Below are 21,002 nucleotides of genomic sequence, written 5' to 3' on the forward strand. Positions count from 1 at the left end.
ACAGAGAAACCAATGAACTTGAACGAGATATCCCGACGAAAGGCGTTGAAATTAGTTGGCGTTGGCGGAGTGATTGTCGTAGGAACTGGAGTAACGTCGGCTCATAGAGACGACGTTGATCCACAGCAGTTGAACGAACTGCGCGAAGCGACAGCAAAGTATCACGATCTGGAGAACGCCCTGACTGACGGATTCGTTCTTCCTGAGGACCACTGTGTCTCTTCGGGCGATCCTGATGTCGGAGCAATGGGTTTCCACTACGTCCACCTTGGTCGATTGGACGAAACTCTGGATCACACCGAGCCCGAGGTCTTGCTCTACGAAGAGCGAGGAAATAAACGACATCTAGTTGCGGTGGAATTCTTATCCACAGCTACATCCAAAGCAGATGGCGGAGAACCACCAGTGGTTCTCGGACACGAAATGCATCCGTTCCACGAACCCTTTGCTAATTGGGCACTCCACGTGTGGGCGTGGAAAGACAATCCAAACGGCCTCTTTGCTGACTTCAATCCACGAGTGGAATGTCCCGAATAACAGCCTGTTAAGTACATTTTTATATTCGATATACTATTCTATCAATTCTTGTATGTTTAAGGCCACTAGTGAAGTCAGCGGTATCACCGTGGCCTGTTGCTAGGATAATCGCAGGACAACACGGGTATTAATCTGATTCTTTGAGATCCCGGCGAATCCATCACTCACCGGATTCCGAGCGCTACTAGTAGTCCTTTGGTGTGGTAACCGCACAGCAGTAGAGGGACTTCTGCGGAAACGGCATTCATCAGCCAGGTTTTCCCGACCGGTATATACAATGACTCTGTGAGGATTTCTAATCTGGTTCAGAAGTTTGGTATGGGTATATACTGTACTATCCGCCCATATGGGCAGAAACACCGTTTTTTAAATGACTATGGAGCATGGGCGAGTGTATGACCGTCGCCGCGTATGTTCGGGTCTCGACTGCCGACCAGAACTTGGATCGACAATTGGAAGCGACACATAACTACGCAGTCGACGAACTCGGGTGCGATCCGTCTACCTTGGAAGTGTATCGGGACAAATCAACCGGGACCGATATCGAACGTTCCGGGTACCAAGCTCTCCTGAGCGATGCAGAGGCGGGACGACTGGATGCAGTCGTAGTGCATGAAGTCTCCCGCATTGCTCGAAGCATTTCCGATCTTGAACGCACAGTCAAGCAACTGCGGGACGCCGGCGTCGCGGTACACATAGTGTCGGAGCGAATGGTATTACGACCTGATCAGGAAGACGAGGATCCGTACCAGCGTGCGCTGTTTCAGATGCTCGGTGTGTTCGCCGAACTGGATGCAAAAATCAAGCGTCAGAATATCCGTCAGGGAATCGCGGCTCGACAAGAAAGTGAGGACTATCGGCACGGGCCAGCTCCACTTGGGTTCGAGAAAGACAATGGGGAGCTCGTTCAGGCTGGCAACTATCATCGAGTCTGTGAAACGCTGGAGCAAGTGGCTCGTGAAGAAATGAGTCAGCGACAGGCATCCAAAGAACTCGACTGTGGTCGAAAAACGATTCGTCGTGCATTAGACGAACGGAGTGAACTCTATGATCTCTGAGGTAGCGAAATAAACACCGGACAAGAGGGGAAAGTCGATCTCCGCCTGGTTAGCTTCCGTATCTGGTAGTGCTACTGTTCCGCTTCCGCTCTCAATTATGAATCAATCCGATAGCTCGCTCATTCGTATCGCTCTTCAAGATCGTCGAGTGCGCGCCAGAACTGTTCGTCGTTGATTCGGGGCTCTGTCGTTGCCCGCTCTTCTAACACGCCGGCGTACGTGTCGAATTCCTCGGGAGTTGGATTCGTCGCAAGAATACAGTCGGCGTATCCATCGATTGCGGTCTGTATGGTCCGTGCGTAGTGGTCGTAAGCACCGTCGATCAAGTTGTACTTCTCGTCGATCTCCTCAAACACCGCTCGATAGACGGTCGCAGCGGCCAAATGCCGGTCGCGGTCCCGGTACTGCTCAGCAATCTCGAAAAACCGTGAGAAGTCGATAGCCTCGAACAAGACCGGGTCGGCATGCTGTTCCAACAATTGCGCGATTTCTTCACGATACTCGTCGACCGATTTGTGGTCGTCGCCGAATCGCGCAAGAAATTGGTCGCGTAACTCGGGGTGTTCGGCGAGTGCATCCCGGACGAAGTCACGCAGGTCGTCGGCCGACAGGTCGTCCAAAACTGCCTCGACACGGTCACTCTCATCCTGTGGTGGATTGGCGGCAATGTCCAGTAACACTGCGACGACGTGCTTGCAGTCGCCGCTCCCGTCGTACGGACAGGTACACTGAGTGTCGATATGTTGCTCGTCGAATTCGACAGTCACGTCGTACAGATTCGAGCCGCAGACGGTCGCCGTAACGAGATTATCGAACCGATCCAGTTGCTGAATACGTCCCTCGTCACGGTAGTTTTTCCCGCGTTCGAGGACTGCATCCGTACTCCTGTTCTCAATCGCTTCCCTCTCAACGTTCATATCTCGTCTTTCGACGCGGACGTAGAATTCGATTTTGATGTCGGGTGGTGGTGAGCCGACTCAGGTGGGTAGAACGTCATCCGGAAGGAACTCGCTACAATCGACAGGAATTGCTTCCCAAGCAGCCTGCACTGCTTGATATCCTGTCCACCCCTCTCCTTTCAGTAGCTCTCCGCAAGCCTGGCAGAACTCCTCTTTCGTACATGCATCCGCATCAAACAGGAGATAGAGGAGGAACGGTGGTGCGACGGCCCTTCCCTCCGTGTCCAACTGGTCGAATTCACGGTTGATAGCCGTTCGACCCGCTCGGTCCATCAGTACAGCGAACGTGTACGCACCTGGCTGTTGAGACACTTCTTGTTGCAATGATTTCTCTCCTGCATCTTCACCATGTGGTCGGGGGACGCTAGAGACAACAGTGAACGACGAGTTGGCGTCATCTTCGAACGGGACCAGGGCGTTTTCGCTCCCGTTCCGAATCCACTGTTCACGACTCCCATCCAATGGGTACTTTGGGGTCTCCTGAACGTGTCGTTTGAGTTCCTGTACGCAGACGTTCGTCGTCGTCAGATTCAGTGTCTCAGTGATTTTCGGCCAGAGTGCTGTGTTTGCGACAGCAATGAGCGCATCCGTATCAACGAGGACTGGATGGCGTGTCCCACTCCCCATCGGTTAGGATTGGTACACGCCGTCGGTATCCAGTTCAGTTGCCTCTTCGAATGCTGCACGTTCTCGCTCGATTTCTTCAATCCCATCTCCGATGAGGATACGAGCGACATCTTCAGAGATCTCTCCCTCTCTGTACTGCTGGTGGATCTGAATCTTCTCTTCATCCGACAGCGTCTCACGCAGTTTTTCACGAAGTCCCCGCCGAGCGAGTTCACTAAGATTGACACCCCCAAGCCGCATCTGATCAACGATTTGGCTTGCCTGCTTCTCTGTTTCCCCCCGAAACTGGATTTTGTCGTTCCCCGTCGCCATTGTGAAGAGATATTGGGAGCGCGATAGAATAACTGTTGTGACTAGCCATCCTTGTCATGACAACAGCATCGACGAAATTAGAAATGGTGTAATTAGCGTGTAATATCCGGACTGCTCTCAACGGTGGTTGGTTTCAACGCTACTTCTGATGAATCGACTGCTCAGTGTTCGTGCGTATTTAGTACTGCAGTTGCGGTGTTCAGTCTCTATCCAAATTGAGAACACGCATTTTTTAGCATATCGTGGAGAACATCAGTTGCATGCCCTCCCTGAAACGTGTCCACATTGTAGCAGCGTTCGTCCTGCTTGGTGTCACTGCGTTCCTTTACTCGGTGATTGTCACCTATCAACTCCTTCTCGGCACGGGCGTTGCGATCGCGTCCTTCGTCGTCGCAATATTCACGTACTACGGAGGTACCAACCGAAAGACGGCCACTCGCGCAACGATCATCGTCACACTCATTTACGGCGTTTTCACTCTCCAGCTTCCCATTGCTGTCATCGCGGCCTGCGTCGTCTACCTCACCGTGTGGCTGACCGGCTCGGACAGCCCACTCGACGCACCTGACACGCAGGTCTTCCCGGTCGAATCGACGGCTACCAACGAATCCGACTATAGCGAGTGAACCGGGCGACCTACGGGTCCCTTGAGGCGATCAGTCACCCGATGCTTGGTACGTGGTTTGTTCAGTGATTCACCTGTAATGATCGATAGAGAGTGCGAAGAGTGAGTATATGAATCGCGGTATGGAATCCTCTGACTGTGGTTGTGCATCTAACAGAGTAGAAGATACAACCAGTACGGCAACTGAAGGATATTATCGTCTACTTGTTGGACTGGTTTCGAGCCTCGGACAGTATCGCCTGCGAGGAGGAAGCCGACTGGCGTGTCGTATTCATTTTGGAACTCCTGGATAGCAGCAAGCGCTTCATCCCGGTCGCGCGAGCGATATGCGAGCCCAATTGGGATTGGCGTCTCCCCGATCTCGAAGACAAAGTCGACTTCGCCTTGCCGGCCGCGCCAGTACTGGACACTCGGTGTAGGGTCGTTCCCCTGTGCAGCGTTGATTCCGTAGGCGAATCGCATCGTGTGGTCGAATGCTGCGACGCGGGCGAGTTCTGCCTCTCGCTGGAAATCGTTTCGAACGGCGGATGCGTTGCCGTCAGCGAGTGCGGTGACGAGGCCGGTATCGCGGAGGTAGAGTCTGACACCGCGCGGGCGGCTGTTATCGTACTCCGTAACGCCGGTGAGGAGGTACAGTTCGGCTAAGGCGGGGAGGTAACTGTCGGCGATGGTGCGGCGGTCGACGTCGAATAGTTCGACGAGGTCTTGATATCGGAAGGATTCGGCCGCACGGTTGCGAGCGGCCAACGCGCATAACCGTTCGAGGTCTGCAATTGTTTGAATTGATTCGAAGCCGGGGACGTCCTGGTACAGTGCGTTTTGGACGTTTTCGCGGAGGCGCGTGTAGTCGTCGGCGGTGAGGTCGGTTGCTGATTCGACAACGCCATCGTGTTCGTAACTGATGGTGCCGCCCATCGAGAGGTAGTCGACGACTTGTGATTGGATGCGGCGTTCGACGTCTGCCACTTGGTCGTATTTCCGTCGGAACTCCTCGATAAGTGGGTCAATGTCACCGCTTTGGAGTGCGGCGGGGAGACTGTGTTCACCGCGTCGCAGCGAGGTGGGACTCACGCGGGTTTCCTCGTTTTCTAAGTCTGGATACAGAGTGAAGAGGTAATCGCGGAATTTCTCCGGGAGAACGGGTTGGATCTGGTATTGGTCCGCTTCGAGGGTTGTGTTGGCGAGTTCCCGTTTGATTTGAACGCCGGCGCTTGCGGTCATGACGAGATGACGGTCCGGTGTGTCTTCGAGTAGATTTGGGATTCCGGTGCCCCATCCGTCGATTGTTGGTTTGTTGCTGTGTTCGATTTGGTGGATATCGTCTATGAGGATGAAGTGTGGGTTGTTGTCTGCGGTTCGGCCGTGGATGCGGCTTTCGTAGTATCGAACGGCGCGTCGGAGCTGTTCGTCTGATTGGAGTTGGTAGAGTGGGTTGGCGTCGAATGGAAGGTAGAGGAATTGCTCCGGTGCGTCGCCGTCTGCGATTCTGTGATGGGTGAATTGATGGAGCAGCGTAGTTTTGCCGACGCCACGTCGACCGACAAGCGCGAGTATGGATTGATCTTCAAACTGACTGCCTTGCTGCTCTGGTCTGGCGAGATGATAGAAGTCGCTTTTCTGCCGGGTTGGCAGGTCGAATACATCGGTTCCTTGGTCCCACCACGGGTTGTGGTCGTGAAGTGCTTCGACCAAGGCGTCACCAGCGTCAATAGGCATAATACAGTTGTTTTGTCGTGGAGTGGCGTCGCAATGATTGTTCCGCTTGTCTTCTCGACGTCACAGTGGTGGTTGTCTGCATGTTAGTCGTGTCTGACTGTACTATTGGCCGCAGGCACTTGGGTTAATCGGCACTGGAATGTATCTATTGGATGTGATTGGTTCCCTATATTGCTTTTTGTCGAAGGGTTTATAGCAATAAAGGGCATATTGTTGGGTGTAGATAACGCAAAAGCACCACTGCGATGGTGGTAATTTGCTTGCAGGCACGGGGGGCGAGTGTATCGTCGTCGGAAACCCGCAGGCTGTCCGGGTGACAGGCAGTCAAGCAAAACTATGGATGGAATATACACGGATGTACGGCCCGGCGCGCGAATCGACATCGAAGTCGAGTTCATAACCAAGCGAACGATCAACGCCGACGGCACGGATGTTACGCGGGTACTCGTTGCTGACCAGTCCGGCGAACAGTTCTCAGTGATTGCAACGCCGGACAGCGACTCTCTTTGTCATCTCGAAACGGGGGCAACGTACCATCTCTCGGAGTTACTCGGTGGGGCACCGATCGACGGGACCCACGCACCGATCGGTGAGTGCCCTGCATGCGGCGGTGAGCTTCGACCAGGGCAAGTCATCGATACCGTCGGCAGTGCTGTCGTGGCAGCCGTTACAGAGCTTGGAATCGACGATGTGTTCGGTATCATCGATGCTGCCTCGTCTGTCGAGGCAGTTGACGTCAAGGCCGAATTCGTTGATGACTGGCAGACAATGGAGCAAGAGCGGCCGACGGAGACGATCGATACACCCGACTACGTGTGCCGGTCGTGTGACCGGCATCTCGACGAGGTCGATCTCCGCTCCGAATCACAGCCAATCGTGAACGAGTCCGTGCAGTCCGCTCCGGCGATGAACGACATGGCGTCTGAAACGGTCGGGCTTGCTGCTGGTGGTGCGAAAGACGTGGTGAATTTCCGCGAGAACGTTGCGAACGGGTTCACGCCTGAACCCGAGGCCATCAGCGACGAGGGGCTGTTCTATGACTACTGCTTCGAGACCGGTGAACGGACTGCATCGGACGCGTTGTTCGCGCCACGATACGCCGCTGCGGTGAGCACGCATCCACTGACCGGTGACACCGAACAGTACCTCTCAGTTGGCCTCGATTCGACGCTGTCCGTGTCCGAGTTCGACCGGCCGCGGCTCGATCTCGTTGCCGTGCTGGATGTGTCGGGTTCGATGTCCAGTCCGTTCAATGAGTACTATTACGACGAGCAGGGCCGCAAAAAGGAGGCCGACACCGCTGGTGAGACGAAACTGGCGGCGGCAACGCAGTCGCTGTGCGCACTCACGCAGCAACTGCACGCCGAGGATCGACTCGGTGTCGTCCTTTATAATCACCGGGCGCACGTTGCGAAGCCGCTTCGGGATGTCGGGGCGACAGACATGCCTGCTATTCGACGACACATCCGTGAGATCGCAGCGGGTGGCAGTACGAACATGGAAGATGGGTTTGAAGCAGCGATGGATATGCTGGTGGATGGGGAATCCAGTCGAGGCGTCGAGCGCCGCGTGGTGTTCATGACCGACATGATGCCGAATACCGGTGAGACTGGTGAAAGTGGCCTGACGGAACTGTTCGAAGCTGCTGCTGCGGACGGTATCCACACGACGTTCGTCGGGATGGGGTTGGATACGAACGCTGAACTGGCTGATGCGTTGTCAGGGATTCGCGGGGCGAATCATTACTTCATCCATTCGGCCGATGAGTTCGAGCAGCGCCTCGGCGACGAGTTCGATTATATGGTGACGCCGCTGGTGTACGATCTCGACCTGGAGCTCGATGCAGACGGCTACGAGATTGAAGCCGTTCACGGGTCACCGTCGGCGGACGATGCGAGCGACCAGCTGATGCATGTCTCAACGCTGTTTCCCTCGGCCAAGGCAGATGGGAAAGCCCGTGGTGGTGTCATCCTAGTTCGCTTGTCGGAAACGCGGCCAGATGGTGATGTCGAGCTCACTGCGTCATGGACGGAACGGGATGGGAGTAAGCAGACAGAACGCGTGTCCGTCACGATGCCTGACGAGCCTGAAACGTTCGCGCACACCGGCGTGCGGAAGGCCGTGTCGCTGGCTCGGTACGCTCGGGAACTTCGAGCGTGGGCTCAAGACGTCCACGACCGTGCTGATGGCGCAACCGGTGTCGACGACTGGTTGCTCCACGATGAGCGCGGGCAACACGAGCGCGAATCCGTCCCGCTGGTTGTCCCTGATGAGTACGCCCGTGGGTTCGCTGACCTCCGTGAGTACCTCGCAGGCGAGATGGACGCAGTAGACGACGCGTCGCTGCAGCAGGAACTGGAACTCCTCGACACGCTGTGGGAACACGCGGACGCTCCCACTGAGGTTCACGAGTCATGATCGTCTTCGCGTTCGACCGTGACTGGACCGTTGATGTGAACGCTCACCCGCGGCACGAAGCGGTGCCGTTAGCGTGGGTTCGGCACCTCGCACACGAAACCGATCACGCGGTGTACGCGATCGGGAACCAGTCGCTTGCGGATGAAGCAGCGATTCCCGGCGTCGTCGATATCGTCGGTCGGCACAGCGATGCGTGGGACGAGTGGCTCGGTTCGAAGCAACCCGACGGGTATTACGAACAGTTCCCAACGCGACGTGAACGACTCTCACTGATCGCTGACCTGCACCCGGATGCTGACGAGTACATCGCCATCGATGATCTCGACTTGAGCGATGTCGATGGATGGACGCACTATCACGCGTGGGACTTCGTGCCGGCGGTCACGCGTGGCGATATCGACCCGGCGTTGCCGTGGGTCAACGAGCCCGTGACAGACGGTGGCCGGCCAACGTCGGCTGGTGTGGTACCAGTTGATGCGTCACATCTCTCCTCATGGCTCAGCGAGAACCGTGAGGCACCAGCCTTCGAACTCACGTACACGAACGACGACAACACGGCTACAGCACTGCTATCGAATATCTCGGTCGATGCAGTGTTTTTAGAGGAACCGTCGCAAGCGCCTGGTGCGCTTTGTACACCGTTCGAACCAGGCACTGACAAGTTCATCGTGTCGATGGACGCGATTGAACAGGTCTCGCTGGTAGACATCACGGCTGAGACAGTGGCGACGCTCACGATGCAGGCGGACTCGCTGGCCGAAGAGGCAACGCTGCTTCGACGAGCGGCGTCGGCCAACCCTGACGCAGTCCGTGTGTCTGCTGTGCTGTCTCTCATCGATTGTGAGGAGATGAGTTCGCTTCAGCAGCGAGAGGCCGTGCGAGCGCTGCGGTCCATCGCAACTGTGCGTCCCGGCGACTGCACGCCAGCGATCCCGATTCTCCGATCGTTGATGCACGACTCGCAGTTGGTCTCACCGGCCGATGCGTTAGCGACGCTCAGCGCGATTGGGGATCAGCACCCGGATGACATTGCACCCGCGGTAAACGAGATCACGTCGTATCTGGATTCTACGCGTGTATCCGCGCGTCGAGAGGCTGCTGCGTGTGTTGCACACATCGCGTCGGCGGATCCGAGTGATGCTGTCGATGCTGTTCCGGGGCTAGCGACAGTTATCGAGGATCGTGCTGACGGGATCGCCGACGCCGTGACTGCGCTTGCAGCTGTTGCACGCGAGCACCCGGACGCTGTCACCCCGGTTGTGGAACTGCTCGGGACGGTCGTCCTCGACGAGTCACAATCAGATGCTGTTCGAATGAGTGCGATCGCGGCTCTTGGTCGGTGTGTTGAGGTATTACCGAGTCTCGCCGTGGATATCGTTGATGATGTTGCACACTTGTTGACCGCTGAGAACCACCGGCTCCGGAATAACGCGGTTGCGTTACTGTTCGAGGTCGCAGCGATCCATACTGATGTCATCGAACCATATGTCGACGATATCGCCGATCTCCTCACAGTCGATGATGCGTACACGCGGGTCAATGCGAGTGGGACACTTGCGCGCGTGGCCGAGGACTTCCCGGATGCTGTCGAGCGCGTCACGCCGACGTTTGTCGAGTTGCTGACTGATGACGAGTCGGCGGTTCGGGAGAACGCGTGTTGGGCGCTCGGGTACCTTCGCGCCGCGGAGAAGAAGCCCGCGCTGGAAGCGCGACTGGAAAAAGACGATGATAAAGCGGTCCGGGAACGGGCGTCGTGGGCGCTCTCACGGATCGAGGAGTGACGTGTGGGGAACCCTTATGATACTTTGGCTTGGTGATGGGTGTGATGGATAATGTGTGGGTGAGTTCTGGCAGTACCACCGTAGAGGCGATGGTGAATCCGATTGCAGCGGCGTGTGCCGGGGATGGGCTCGACTCCAAGTTCATCCCTGACACAGTGTACTTTCTTGATAATCCCGGGCTCGGGGATGCACTCTCGGATACGAAAGTGCTCACTCGGACACTGCTTGAGCAGTACGGCGTCGAAAGTCCGACGATTGAAACGGGACACATCGGTCACGAGACGGATTTCCAGGGAATCGCCACACACTTCCAGGACGCGATCGCTGAGGCACACGACGCGGCTGCGAACGTTGCCGTCGACGTCACGCCCGGGCGGAAATTCATGTCCGTCATCGCGTTCAACGCCGGCATGACGTACGATGTCGACCACATCTTCTACTTCTACTTGGAATCGAGCGATTACTTCAGCCGCATCTACCCCGAGATTCCACGCACAGCGGCGAAACTGTACGATTTCACGGAGATCCTCTGATGGAACTCGCACACGAGGACCTGATGCTTCTGTTGAACGGGCTGTACGAGCTTGGCGAGGAATCGTTCTCAGTCGTTCACCCGGCAGAGGAAATCGGTGAGCTGTTGCGAATCGACCTCGGCGACGCTACGGACAGTACCGTCAGCATGACTACCGGTGCGGTGACGTACGAAGACGCACTCGACGAGATTGAACGCGAACACGGCCCGACAGTTAGGAAAGAACTCCCGAATGAAGCGGCGTACGTCAAAGCTGTCACTGCCAGCGGCATATTCGATATTCAGAATCGTGAGGAGCTCGATAAATTCATCACTCGGTACGGGTACCAGGATCTACAAGAAGGCCACCCGCCGCGGTACGCTGGCTTCGACACGAATCTCTTGCCATGGCGGATGCACGACGTCCTCGGTATCGACCCGGTGTTACACACGAAACCGGGTGGCCGGGCACCAGTCAACGGATACGCACTGCTCGAAGGCGTCGATTCGGAGTTGAGCATCAGCTACCGGTATGGCACGAACGCCATGCCAGCCTCAGCGTTAGCGGACGCGTTCGGTCCTGAATACGAGCGCCTCGCGGGACAGCCGACCGAAGACAATCGTGAGACACGACTCGGACTGCGAGAATACCGCCGATTACGGGAGACGCGACCACACGACATTATCTCGACCGGGACCGGCGATACCAACATCATCGACGGATGTGCCGAGTACTATGCCGACAAACCCACTGGCGAAATCCTCTTCTCGAACGATTACGGGTTCGTTGACGAAGCACGCGAACGGAAAGTCCCGGCCGTCCACGTCGACTTTAGCATTGATTTCCCACGGCGACTCACCGGAACATGGGGTCAGATTGCGACGCTGCTGTACCAACTCGCCGTGCTCTTTGGTGTTCTCGTTCTTCCACGGGCAACGCTCTACGGCGTGTGGGATGGGAAGAGCGAGCGTAACTGGAAAAACGAGGAAATTGATATCGACACGCGAAGTGAGAAGTTGGCTGCTATTTTAGAACGAGACCAGCCAATTGTCCAAGCTCACGCTCTGCGTCAGTAAACTCGGTTAGGGGACAGCCAATTACAACGCTCCGTATGGCCGTTGGAATGTTAGTGAAACATCACCATACTCTAACATTGGTTCGATACCTGCGTCCACAATCGAGTCAAACATTTTTTGCGTGTCTCCATAGGAATCTCCGAACGTATCCTCCGGATCTTCGATTCTGTAGAACTCGTACCGCTCATGTTGACCATCACTTTTCACTGCCTCAAAAACGAGCGGCCCCTCTGGAATCGTGAGTGAGCTGGTCGACGGTGGATCTTCAGGGTGATCCAAAACGAGGGTGTAGCCGCATGTTTCAATCTGCTCATCAGGACTTCTATCAGACTCAATCAAACGTTCTGATGCGTCATCTACTGTTTCACACCCTGCGAAAAATTCATCGGGCTTCTCTATGTCGTAAATCCAGAATATTTCACCCCCACTCCCGTTCGGAGCAATCTCGAAAACCGTTATCGGCGAAGTAGACGAGTCAAACATACCAGTCCCTTCTAAAGCCAATAATAAGAGTGTTATCTGTAGATCGCGGTTACACAACTGTCATATCGTCACCCCTCCGTGGTTTTGAAGCGATGGGCGAGACACTGCTATGCTCATTCTGTCGGGAGGGACGCTGCACACGGTAGCTCGTTGTGGGTGCACCACTGGCAGTGCGTGTCTGCAACGAACTCGTCGTATGTGAGATCACTAATAGTCGAAAGCAAGCCTTCGATTTCATGCTGGATGTCCTGCAAGTCACTCTCGGAGAACGTTTTGGTCTCGACCTTCGGACCGAGCGGTCCGACGTACGCGTAGCCGCCTCTGTGGATTGGTTCGTCGTACAGGTCACGGCACGCGAGCAGGTACAGTGGTAGCTGCCTGTTGCCTTCGATGTCGCGTTCGCGTTGCGTGGCCTTGTAGTCGATAACGACGAGTTCGTCGTCGGGTCTGCGATAGACGGCGTCAATGTACCCGACGATTTCCTCGCCATCGATGTCCATGCCAAACTCGCGTTCCGCGTCAACGACGTCCCACTCGCTGAGGTCGAGCTCGAAGTACCGATCAATACACGCCTTCGCGTCGGGGAGTGCGTCGTGGGCCCGCTTTTGATTAGCGAGTCGCTCACAAATCTCGTACCACTCGGCCGGTGACGATGCGTTCTCGTCGGCCGCAATTTCGGCCGTGTCGTGGAACAGTATCCCGACGGTTTGCTGTGACGGGCCGGTGTCGTTCTCTGTCCACGCCGCATCGCTTGGCGTGTAATCACGGAACGCATTGACGACGTAATCGAGGTAGTGTTGCCTCGGGCAGTCTTCGAACGATTTGAGCGACGTATAGCTGTGCTGGATCTCCGGAGCAACTTCGGGCGGGCCGCTAAGCGACTCAAGCGTGAGTCGAGACGGTGCAGTAGGTTCCACAGCTCCTGCTGCCAGGTCGGAACCGAGTGTGAGGACTTCGTCTCGTGCAGATTCGAGGGTGATGATGTTGCCGTCGTGGGTTACCGTCCCCCCGAGGTCTCCGAGAACGGTGTCAGCCAGTGATTCGGTCCAGTCGGCGGCTTCTGGCGGAAGACAGTTCTGGATGTCCTGCCAGATAGGGAGGTGGTCGGCATCCGGTTCCCACGGCAGTCCCGGTGTGAGTGTTTCCCGCAGGAAGTCTTGCATCGACTCGTCACTCGCGTCATCGTCCTCGCTCGATCCTTGCAGGACGAGCACGTCTTCGGCACGTGTCAGGCCGACGTGGAGAACACGTCGCGTTTCCCGGGCATCATTGGCGACGAAGTCCTGTGCGAACGCCGCTTCAGGGCCGTCAGTCAGTGAGGCTTCCAGCGCGTCGTACGATCGGCCACGCGGCCCCCACTCGTCGGCCGTCAAGCGCGGCATGAGAATTACAGGAAAATCCAAGCCCTTGCTCTTGTGAATCGTCATGACGTTCACCGCGTCGTCAGCTAACTCCGGCTGGTCTGTCGGCGTCCCACCGTTCTCGGCGAACACCTCGTCGTGATGTCTGAGCGCCTCGACGAATTCCCCGGTCAGTGACGGCTGAACCGCGTCGTCACCGAACTGCTCGATGACGTCTTCTAACTGATCGAGGCTTCGGCGGTCCTGCTCGCTGAGATACCACTCGATGTCGGTTACGTCCTTTATCTCGCGGTAGAGCCGCGCAAGTGATGCACTGTCCAGCAGTTCGAGCAGGTGCGATATGTGGGTTCTGGCGGTTTCGACCCGGTCAGGCTCGTCGAACTCCGACAACGGCGCTTCCAGCAGGGCTGTGAGGAGCATCTCGTCACGCGTGTTGAGGTGACGCAGGTCCGCGTCACAGAGCCGGTACCGCATCGTCAACACGCGGTTCCAGCTGACCTCATCCTCGGCCGGTCGAGCAAGCGCTTTAAGATATGCAATGACCGTACCGACACCGACCGACTCCGTCGCCAGATCGCCGGCTACCTCGTACGGAATCCCGAGGTCCTCGAACCGCTCGACGAGTGGCTCAGCGTGCTTGTTCTTCCTAACGAGCAACGCGATCTCTCCAGGATCGTACGCCCGGTCAATCTCACTGGCAGTCCCTGACAGCAGGTTCTGCACGACGGTGACGAACTGGTCCGCTCGGTCAGCGTCGTCTTCAGCTTCTTCAACAGTGACGACACTGTCGCCGTCGTACGCCGGCTCGTCGACGCGCGTCAGCGTCTTGTCGCTTTTCCGCTCGTCGAGTTCGTCAAGCGCAGCATTTGCGAGGTCCAAAATTGGCTGTCGGGACCGGAAGTTCTGTTCAAGTGGTTCGTCCGCAAGTGCGTCACCGAACTCACGGTCGAGTTCGTTCGTGATGTTGGCGACGTTCGCCCCGCGCCACTCGTAGATTGCCTGGTCGTCATCACCGACGACGAACAGGTTCTCGTCGGTGACAAGCGACGTGACGAGGTCGAACTGCAGCCGGTCGGTGTCTTGGAACTCGTCGCAAAACACGTAGTCCCACCGGCCCGCGATGTCGTCGACCGCATCAGTTTGTGAGAGTTTGACCGTCTCGACGACCAGGTCGTCGTAATCGAGCAGTCCACGATCGACCAGCTCCTGTTCGTACGCGGCGTACCCGGCGACGAGGTCACGAGCGTGCAAGCAATCGTCAAGGAAGTCAGCGAGATACTCAGGGAGTTCGAGCCCGACGTCCGGGATACCCTTCGGCGCGCCACTGGCGTACCCGCCGAACAGGTATTTCGGAATCTTGTGCGCGTTCTCCGGCAGGTCACGGTCGCCAGACTCGGCGGCTTCGAACGCCGCGATAAGCGAGTCACACACCGCGATGGCACCATCGAGGAAAACCGATATGCTAGCCTCAACGCCGTCTTCGCCGATATATTTACGTGCCTCAACCAGCGCTTCCCTGACTGCCGGCAGACCGTCGAGTACCGTAGAGACGGACCGCCCACCGAGGTTCTCGCTCGCGGCGTCTTCGATGGTCGCGGGGATGTCCGCGAGATCGTATAGTCGGTCAGCCGAGCCGAGGTATGCGTCGATAGCGTCCGGGTCGATGCCGCTGCGTTTCATCGAGCTGATGAAGCCGGTGAGTGCGTCAGCTGCACCGCTCCCGTGTGAGTTCGGGCCGTAGACGTTCGGCTTGACTGCCCGGTACTCGATTTCGTCGAGTACCTCCAGTGCAACAGCGTACTTTTCGGCGTCCGTTGCCACGTCGAAATCCGGGTCGATCCCGGCCGTGTACGCGTAATCCTTCAGAATCGCGTTACAGATCGAGTGGTACGTGTACGCGTCGATGTCGTAGCCGGCGGTCCCGAGTTTCTCCTGCAGTTTCTCCTGCATCGAATCGGCCGCGTTGTTCGTGAACGTCAACGCAAGAATCCGGTCCGGGGACACGCCTTCCTCGTCAATGAGGTGCTCGATTTTCCGGACCATCGTGAACGTCTTCCCGGTCCCCGCACCCGCCAACACTCGCATCGGGTACTCGTCCGACCTGATAATCTTCTTTTGCTGGTCCTTCGGGTCAACGTCCTCCTCGATAGTAGGGAGCCACGCCGGCAGGTCGCCGTTTTCGCTGGTCATTGCTGGACCTCCGTGGTGATGTACTCGGCACACATCGACTGGTAGTCACAGTCCTCACAGGCTTCCGCCTGGATGAGGTCAAACGGGTCCGGGGCGAACCGTTCGGTCGTGATTCCTTCGTGCGCGGCTCCAATGAGGTCCCAAATCGTGTCGTAGTACTCTTCGTACGCTTCCGTCGTTTCCCGGGCCCGCCCACTCGCCGTCACGGTGTAGCCGTCCGGCGTGCTCTGTGTTTCCGTCGAGTGCAACAATCCGTAGAAGCTGAAGCGAACGGACATCCCCGGTTCGTACAGTGACGAGTCTTTGATGCCTTCCGTGTACGCAGCGGTCTGGAACGCGTTCTTGACGCGTTGAGCTTCGTGAGCTTCCTCGTTCAGGTGCTCTTCGAGCCTGTCAGCACTCCAGGACCCGAGCACTCCCCTCACATTCCGTTTGTAGTCGATGAGATGCAGCGTGTCACCATCACGAAGCACGTTGTCAGTGTACCCGTGCAGCCCGATGCCGTCGCGTTCGCACTGGATTCGCTTCTCCGTCGTCACGGAGTGCTGTGCGTGTTCGATCCCGTCACCATCCTCGGGGTCGAAGAACGATTTGAGGCCAGCGAGCGTCTCCCGGCGCTGATACTCCTGGTGGGCCTTCGACGCGTAGTCATCCGGATCGATGTGCTTGGCCCACGTGTCACCGAACACGTCCATTGCGCGCTCGTAAATCACGGCCGGGTCATCGTCACGAGCCGCGGCGTCACAGACGCGCTCGATCATCTCGTGGTACGCCTTCCCCTGGTTGAGATACAGCTTCGTCTCGTCTGGCGAAGAAACATCCTGAACATAACTGTACTCGTACTGCCGCGGACACGTGGCATACGTGGCTAGCCGCGTCGGCGACACGGACACGACGTCACTCACGGCGGACCCTCCCGGCTGCAAAGTCGACGCGAGCCTGCAACGCCTCCCGCATTGCCTCACCGCGCTCCCCGCTCTCGCCAAGTACGCGGTGAATCTCACCGAGATCACCCGACAGGTCGTCGAGGGACACCGTCATGTCGCGGCTCTGCGTTCGCCGCACGTCAGCTAACGCTCGGTCGACTCGGGACAGGACAAATTCCTCGGCGCGTCGCTCGCTGCGAATCGCGTTCTCAGACTCATCTTGAACCCACGGCAACTGCCGGTATGCGTCAGTAAGGAACCGCGATGGCTGTACCTTCTCGTCGAGCGCGCCGTCCTCGTGCTCGTACAAGCAAAAATACAGGCGCTGTGACGCGGCATTCGCCCCGATTGCTAATCGCCGCCGGGATTGTTCGACGTGATACTGCGTTATCGGTTGACTGGACGCCGTCGAGTTCGTCCGGAACGTATCCTGGACTTCACTCGCGGTCACGTCAGTCACACCCGGGAAATCAGGCATCTGCAACACGCGTTCCTGTGGGAACAACCGGGTTAAGAACGGGTTTCCTGGATACGCTTGGTCGATAACGTCAGGGATGAACACGGCCCGCCACGACCCGTTTTTCACCGCTTGGACGTGGTCGACACGTACACCGCCGTCTAAGTCCGTGGCGCTCGTTCGGGTCTCTGACTCCGCGTGCTCGTGGGCGCGTTCCAGCATCTCCGCGTACACCGGCCACGACGCGTCGATGAACGCCGTGTCTTCGAGGAACTCCGCCATCGCAAACGCTCTGCGAACGTTCCCGAACTGCGACCGCGCGTCCAGTGGCGACGCCCGCGACGCAATCCGGTCCTTCAACCCCGACGCAGTCGCCCACCGCCGCAACACATCCGCGATCGTGTCTTCTTCAGCCTGAATCGTCGAGAGCAACCCCTCATCGACAGCGCCACTGTCGACGGTGAACTCCGTTTCCGTCTCGGCCCGAACTGCGTAGTATTTCGTGACTTGCAGTAACTCACGGATCGCCGGATCGTCACCGAACCCGGTGACAGTTGTTGACTCTGTCGGCACACCAGCCTGCGTGAGCGCGTGAATCGTCTCCGAAACAGCCTCGCCACCGTGACCGAGCGCCACCGCGAAGTCGCTGTACTGCCACCCCTGTGTCTCCCGTAACCGCTCGATTTCATCTGCAATCTCGTCTAACTGTGCTTCGCCGGACTCGGCGTGTAACACTGTCACATCCCCTGCACCCGGGTCGATAGGGACTCTCCCGGTCGCTAGGTACTGCGCTGTTGCTTCTGGCCGAGACGACGGTGACGATGATGCTTCTCCTTCGCGTGCCGTTAGCGACACGTGCTCCGTCACAGGGCCAGTCTCGATACCTGTCCGGCGGACGCTGCTATCCTGCTCACGCACACAGACCAGATCGAGTTCCGCAGTCAGCGCCGCCAAATACCGCCGGTCGAGTGGAAAGAACTCCTCGAATTCAACGGCCAGCACGGCGTCGACATCGACGACAACGTCCCGGTCATCGGGATCAGCCAAGTGGTCGAGCGCTGTCGAGATGAGTTGCCCGCGTTCGATATGGTCGTGTTCGGCCAACCACGCGTGGAACTCGTCGATTACTGACTGCACCTCTATGAGTTCAGGCGTCCGGTCAAGATCGACATCTTGCCACGTCGCTGTTTCCATGAGCTGAGCGATATCACCCGCGAACGAATCAAGTTCCGCTGCGCGCTGAAAATACTCCGTTTGCCACTCTGTGTCCGCGAGAAATCGGTGGACGAGTTCCCGACGCAACGTGTCCGACAGGATCGTCTCATCAGTCACCATGTTCACGACATCCGTCGCGTGCACGACCAGCGACGAGACACGCGGGACACCCGCCCCCGGGACCTCATCACGCAGAAGGTCCTCGAACGTCCCCATACTGGTCGGCGAACCAGTCAGCACAAGCACGTTCTCAGGCCCGTACTCGTCACGCAACGCTCGAAACCGATCCCGAACTGCTGATTCCGTCTCTGACTGCCCGAACGGGACTGTAACAAGTTCCCCGTCCAGTGTTGCTTGCTCACTCATCAACGTGCCCTCGCAGAAAAATACGGGAGTTACGCGGCAGACAAACGTCCATACGCAGTGTGAGTCCAACTTGATGATTAAACCGTCGGCTACTGAACTATTTCTGATAACGCGCCCTGGTGAGGAACACCCGCAAGAAAGCCGTTCAGAGCGGATCTCAGATCAGCGCTTCAGCTCGTCTTCCAGTTCCTGCTCTAATCTCTCGACTTCAGCGTCCAACTTCGCTTCGTTGACACTCTCTACATTGAATTCCGGTTGGGTATCGACCTCAGCAGGTTGATCAAACATACGCTTAGTCTGTGCAACGCTCGACGTATATCGGCGAAGCGGCGTCTGGCTCCGCAGGCCATGATAGTAGCCGTTCTCAGTTTGTCCAACGTAGTCCACTTCGCACAGTTCGTTTAGAATACCTGTCGTCGTCTCATCTGTGAGATCGAGCTCAGCGGCAATCTCTTCGGGTTTGTACCCGTATTCCAAGTTTGTGTAGAGGAAAACCACAATCTCCGATTTCGCTGTTCCCGGTTCGACGTCAATATCGGGGTTGCGCATATCGAGACGAATCGGCATGAGTACCCTCGGCTTCTCACCGAAACTTCAATAATCCAGTGGCAATCCTCAACCGACAATATCTGGTCGCTTGTTCCTGCACCGGGGTACAAGTAGCTGCCAACGTAACGCAGGAGACATCCAATGGTTTCCGCAGATGCTGCGAAAGGAACGCTGCTCGGCCTTGCTTGCGGGGATGCGTTAGGCCGGCCCGTCGAGTTTCGCTCCCCCGAGCAGATCACGGAGCAGCACGGCACGCTCACCGACATGGTTGGGCACGGAACGCACGGCAAACCCGCCGGGACAGTGACTGACGACACGGACCTTGCTCTATGCATCGCTCGCAGTCTCGCCGAGCAGGCCGCATTCGACGGGGAAGATATCGCCGACCGGTTCGCCGAGTGGTACGACGACGGGCCGTTCGATGTCGGCCTCATGACCGCCGACGCCATCAGCGAATACAAGACCGGGACATCGTGGCGCGACGCCGGCCGCGAAGTCTGGCAGCGTCGCGCCGAAGGCTCAAATGCTGGTAACGGCAGCATCATGCGGTGTGCCCCACACGCTATCGCGTTCGCTGACGAGTCGGACACACTCGAACGCGTCAGCAAGCAATCCTCCGCTATCACGCATCACGATCCGCGATGTCAGTACGGCTGCGTTCTCCTCAACCACACCATCGCCGGGTATCTCAACGGTACCGACGACCCGGTGACCGACGCGATCGCACGCATCGACGGCGCTGCACCGGACGAACTCGTCGAAACAATCCGCCTCGTGCCCGACGTCGTCGACGAAAATCAGTTAGAGAACACCGGATACGTCGTCCACACGCTCCAGACATCGCTGTACGAGGCCCTCACAGCTGACAATGCAGCGGAAGCCATCACCGCGTCTGTGAACCGCGGCGGTGACACGGACACTCTCGGCGCAGTCACAGGCGCGATAGCGGGAGCGCGTTTCGGAGCCGACGCACTTCCCGACCAGTGGCTCGACACACTGGAATACCGAGATGATTTGGAGCTGCTTGCGCAAGCACTCGCCATGACAGAGATGGGTTCTAATGCATGATTTCTGGTAGTCTTGGGTGGATTCGCAATCGTATTAACCAACACTAGCTCGGTATACGCACAGATGCTAGTAAATATAGAGCCTATTGGTAGGGATCCTCCAGAAACAGGAGGAAGACTGATTTAGTATAATTCGACGGTTAAGCCGTCGACACTGTCGAAGTCGTCATCGTTAGTCACGACGGGTTCGTTATGCACAAGACCAGTGGCCGCGACGATTGCATCTCCAGGGCCAAGCGATGGTTTCGTGTCGCTAGTGAGGTGCTGTCCTTCGAGAACGCCGGCCCGCCGTGAAATATTTTCGTCGAGCTCGACAACTGGCTTATTCGCAATGAGTGCCTCATACGCACGGACGTTCTCATTTTCGTCTGCACCAGCGCCGACTCCGACGTACAGTTCCTGAATGACGATTGTAGGGATACGTGTCGGAACACCAGTTGCTTCCAACTCTGCTGCAAGTTCAACTGCGTCGGGTTCCTCAGCTCGCAAGGAAATAAGAAACTCCGTATCGAGAATCATTCAGACGAGATGCCCATTCGTTCTAACCGCTCACGTCGTTCCGCTACTGCTTCCTCCTCTGCATCGTCAAGCAGCTCACGATGTCGGGTCGCATCCTCATCCGAGTACCCGCCCACAAAATCTAACAGCGAGTACTCGCTCGTGAGACGATCGATAGCCTCAGAAAAGGTCTCATTCTCCCGCTTGTGAGCCTTTATACGCTCATAGACATCTTCGTCAAGTCGAATAGATTTCGTCCCCATATGTAT

At 57.1% G+C, this 21,002-nt stretch carries 19 protein-coding genes; 8 read left to right on the forward strand and 11 right to left on the reverse strand.

Going from position 1 to position 21,002, the window contains the following annotated elements; all coding sequences use genetic code 11:
* Positions 1-12: 12 nt before the first annotated feature.
* On the forward strand, positions 13-537 hold the full coding sequence (locus P1L41_RS05460; RefSeq protein WP_276297859.1) for a hypothetical protein: 525 nt from the start codon (positions 13-15) through the stop codon (positions 535-537).
* Positions 538-932: 395 nt separating this feature from the next.
* Complete coding sequence (locus tag P1L41_RS05465; protein WP_276297860.1) at positions 933-1,595, forward strand: recombinase family protein; 663 nt, start codon at positions 933-935, stop codon at positions 1,593-1,595.
* A 119-nt stretch (positions 1,596-1,714) separates the two neighbouring features.
* Here the strand turns inward: P1L41_RS05465 and P1L41_RS05470 are convergent, their stop codons facing one another.
* The 3 genes from P1L41_RS05470 to P1L41_RS05480 are packed head-to-tail and all read right to left on the reverse strand — an operon-like array spanning position 1,715 to position 3,493.
* Positions 1,715-2,512: an SWIM zinc finger family protein gene (locus tag P1L41_RS05470; protein WP_276297861.1), complete on the reverse strand. Its 798-nt coding sequence runs from the start codon at positions 2,510-2,512 to the stop codon at positions 1,715-1,717.
* 60 nt (positions 2,513-2,572) lie between these two features.
* On the reverse strand, positions 2,573-3,181 hold the full coding sequence (locus P1L41_RS05475) for a hypothetical protein (RefSeq protein WP_276297862.1): 609 nt from the start codon (positions 3,179-3,181) through the stop codon (positions 2,573-2,575).
* A 3-nt stretch (positions 3,182-3,184) separates the two neighbouring features.
* Positions 3,185-3,493 (reverse strand): DUF8065 family protein, encoded by a 309-nt coding sequence (locus P1L41_RS05480; protein ID WP_276297863.1) that lies wholly within the window; start codon positions 3,491-3,493, stop codon positions 3,185-3,187.
* A 260-nt stretch (positions 3,494-3,753) separates the two neighbouring features.
* Between P1L41_RS05480 and P1L41_RS05485 the strand changes: the two genes are divergently transcribed.
* Complete coding sequence (locus P1L41_RS05485) at positions 3,754-4,119, forward strand: hypothetical protein (protein ID WP_276297864.1); 366 nt, start codon at positions 3,754-3,756, stop codon at positions 4,117-4,119.
* Positions 4,120-4,268: 149 nt separating this feature from the next.
* Here the strand turns inward: P1L41_RS05485 and P1L41_RS05490 are convergent, their stop codons facing one another.
* A complete protein-coding gene (locus tag P1L41_RS05490; RefSeq protein WP_276297865.1) occupies positions 4,269-5,834 on the reverse strand; it encodes an ATP-binding protein in 1,566 nt (521 codons plus the stop codon).
* A gap of 336 nt (positions 5,835-6,170) precedes the next feature.
* Here P1L41_RS05490 and P1L41_RS05495 point away from each other — a divergent pair, with 336 nt between their 5' ends.
* The 4 genes from P1L41_RS05495 to P1L41_RS05510 are packed head-to-tail and all read left to right on the forward strand — an operon-like array spanning position 6,171 to position 11,621.
* Complete coding sequence (locus P1L41_RS05495; protein WP_276297866.1) at positions 6,171-8,252, forward strand: vWA domain-containing protein; 2,082 nt, start codon at positions 6,171-6,173, stop codon at positions 8,250-8,252.
* The gene (locus tag P1L41_RS05500; RefSeq protein ID WP_276297867.1) at positions 8,249-10,033 is read left to right on the forward strand and encodes a HEAT repeat domain-containing protein; all 1,785 of its coding nucleotides are present in this window, start codon (positions 8,249-8,251) and stop codon (positions 10,031-10,033) included. Before P1L41_RS05495 ends, P1L41_RS05500 begins: the two co-directional genes overlap by 4 nt.
* A 44-nt stretch (positions 10,034-10,077) precedes the next feature.
* Positions 10,078-10,566 (forward strand): hypothetical protein, encoded by a 489-nt coding sequence (locus P1L41_RS05505; protein WP_276297868.1) that lies wholly within the window; start codon positions 10,078-10,080, stop codon positions 10,564-10,566.
* The gene (locus tag P1L41_RS05510) at positions 10,566-11,621 is read left to right on the forward strand and encodes a hypothetical protein (RefSeq protein ID WP_276297869.1); all 1,056 of its coding nucleotides are present in this window, start codon (positions 10,566-10,568) and stop codon (positions 11,619-11,621) included. Before P1L41_RS05505 ends, P1L41_RS05510 begins: the two co-directional genes overlap by 1 nt.
* 21 nt (positions 11,622-11,642) lie before the next feature.
* Here P1L41_RS05510 and P1L41_RS05515 read toward each other — a convergent pair whose 3' ends face one another.
* The 5 genes from P1L41_RS05515 to P1L41_RS05535 all read right to left on the reverse strand — a co-directional run bounded on the left by P1L41_RS05515 (position 11,643) and on the right by P1L41_RS05535 (position 19,186).
* Entirely contained in the window at positions 11,643-12,104 is a 462-nt protein-coding gene (locus tag P1L41_RS05515; protein WP_276297870.1) for a hypothetical protein, read from the reverse strand.
* A gap of 113 nt (positions 12,105-12,217) precedes the next feature.
* Positions 12,218-15,655 carry an ATP-dependent helicase gene (locus P1L41_RS05520; RefSeq protein WP_276297871.1) on the reverse strand — a complete coding sequence of 1,146 codons (3,438 nt, stop codon included), beginning with the start codon at positions 15,653-15,655 and terminating at the stop codon, positions 12,218-12,220.
* Positions 15,652-16,560: a PD-(D/E)XK nuclease family protein gene (locus tag P1L41_RS05525; RefSeq protein WP_276297872.1), complete on the reverse strand. Its 909-nt coding sequence runs from the start codon at positions 16,558-16,560 to the stop codon at positions 15,652-15,654. The genes P1L41_RS05520 and P1L41_RS05525 overlap by 4 nt, the downstream gene beginning before the upstream one ends.
* Positions 16,553-18,469 (reverse strand): PD-(D/E)XK nuclease family protein, encoded by a 1,917-nt coding sequence (locus P1L41_RS05530; protein WP_276297873.1) that lies wholly within the window; start codon positions 18,467-18,469, stop codon positions 16,553-16,555. Before P1L41_RS05530 ends, P1L41_RS05525 begins: the two co-directional genes overlap by 8 nt.
* 312 nt (positions 18,470-18,781) lie before the next feature.
* Complete coding sequence (locus tag P1L41_RS05535) at positions 18,782-19,186, reverse strand: MarR family transcriptional regulator (RefSeq protein WP_276297874.1); 405 nt, start codon at positions 19,184-19,186, stop codon at positions 18,782-18,784.
* Positions 19,187-19,309: 123 nt separating this feature from the next.
* Between P1L41_RS05535 and P1L41_RS05540 the strand changes: the two genes are divergently transcribed.
* A complete protein-coding gene (locus P1L41_RS05540) occupies positions 19,310-20,236 on the forward strand; it encodes an ADP-ribosylglycohydrolase family protein (RefSeq protein WP_276297875.1) in 927 nt (308 codons plus the stop codon).
* A 122-nt stretch (positions 20,237-20,358) separates the two neighbouring features.
* Here P1L41_RS05540 and P1L41_RS05545 read toward each other — a convergent pair whose 3' ends face one another.
* Positions 20,359-20,754 (reverse strand): PIN domain-containing protein, encoded by a 396-nt coding sequence (locus P1L41_RS05545; RefSeq protein WP_276297876.1) that lies wholly within the window; start codon positions 20,752-20,754, stop codon positions 20,359-20,361.
* Complete coding sequence (locus tag P1L41_RS05550; RefSeq protein ID WP_276297877.1) at positions 20,751-20,996, reverse strand: antitoxin VapB family protein; 246 nt, start codon at positions 20,994-20,996, stop codon at positions 20,751-20,753. Before P1L41_RS05550 ends, P1L41_RS05545 begins: the two co-directional genes overlap by 4 nt.
* Positions 20,997-21,002: the final 6 nt, after the last annotated feature.

It is taken from the genome of Haloarcula ordinaria (assembly GCF_029338275.1).
In the GTDB taxonomy this organism is placed as follows: Archaea; Halobacteriota; Halobacteria; order Halobacteriales; family Haloarculaceae; genus Haloarcula; species Haloarcula ordinaria.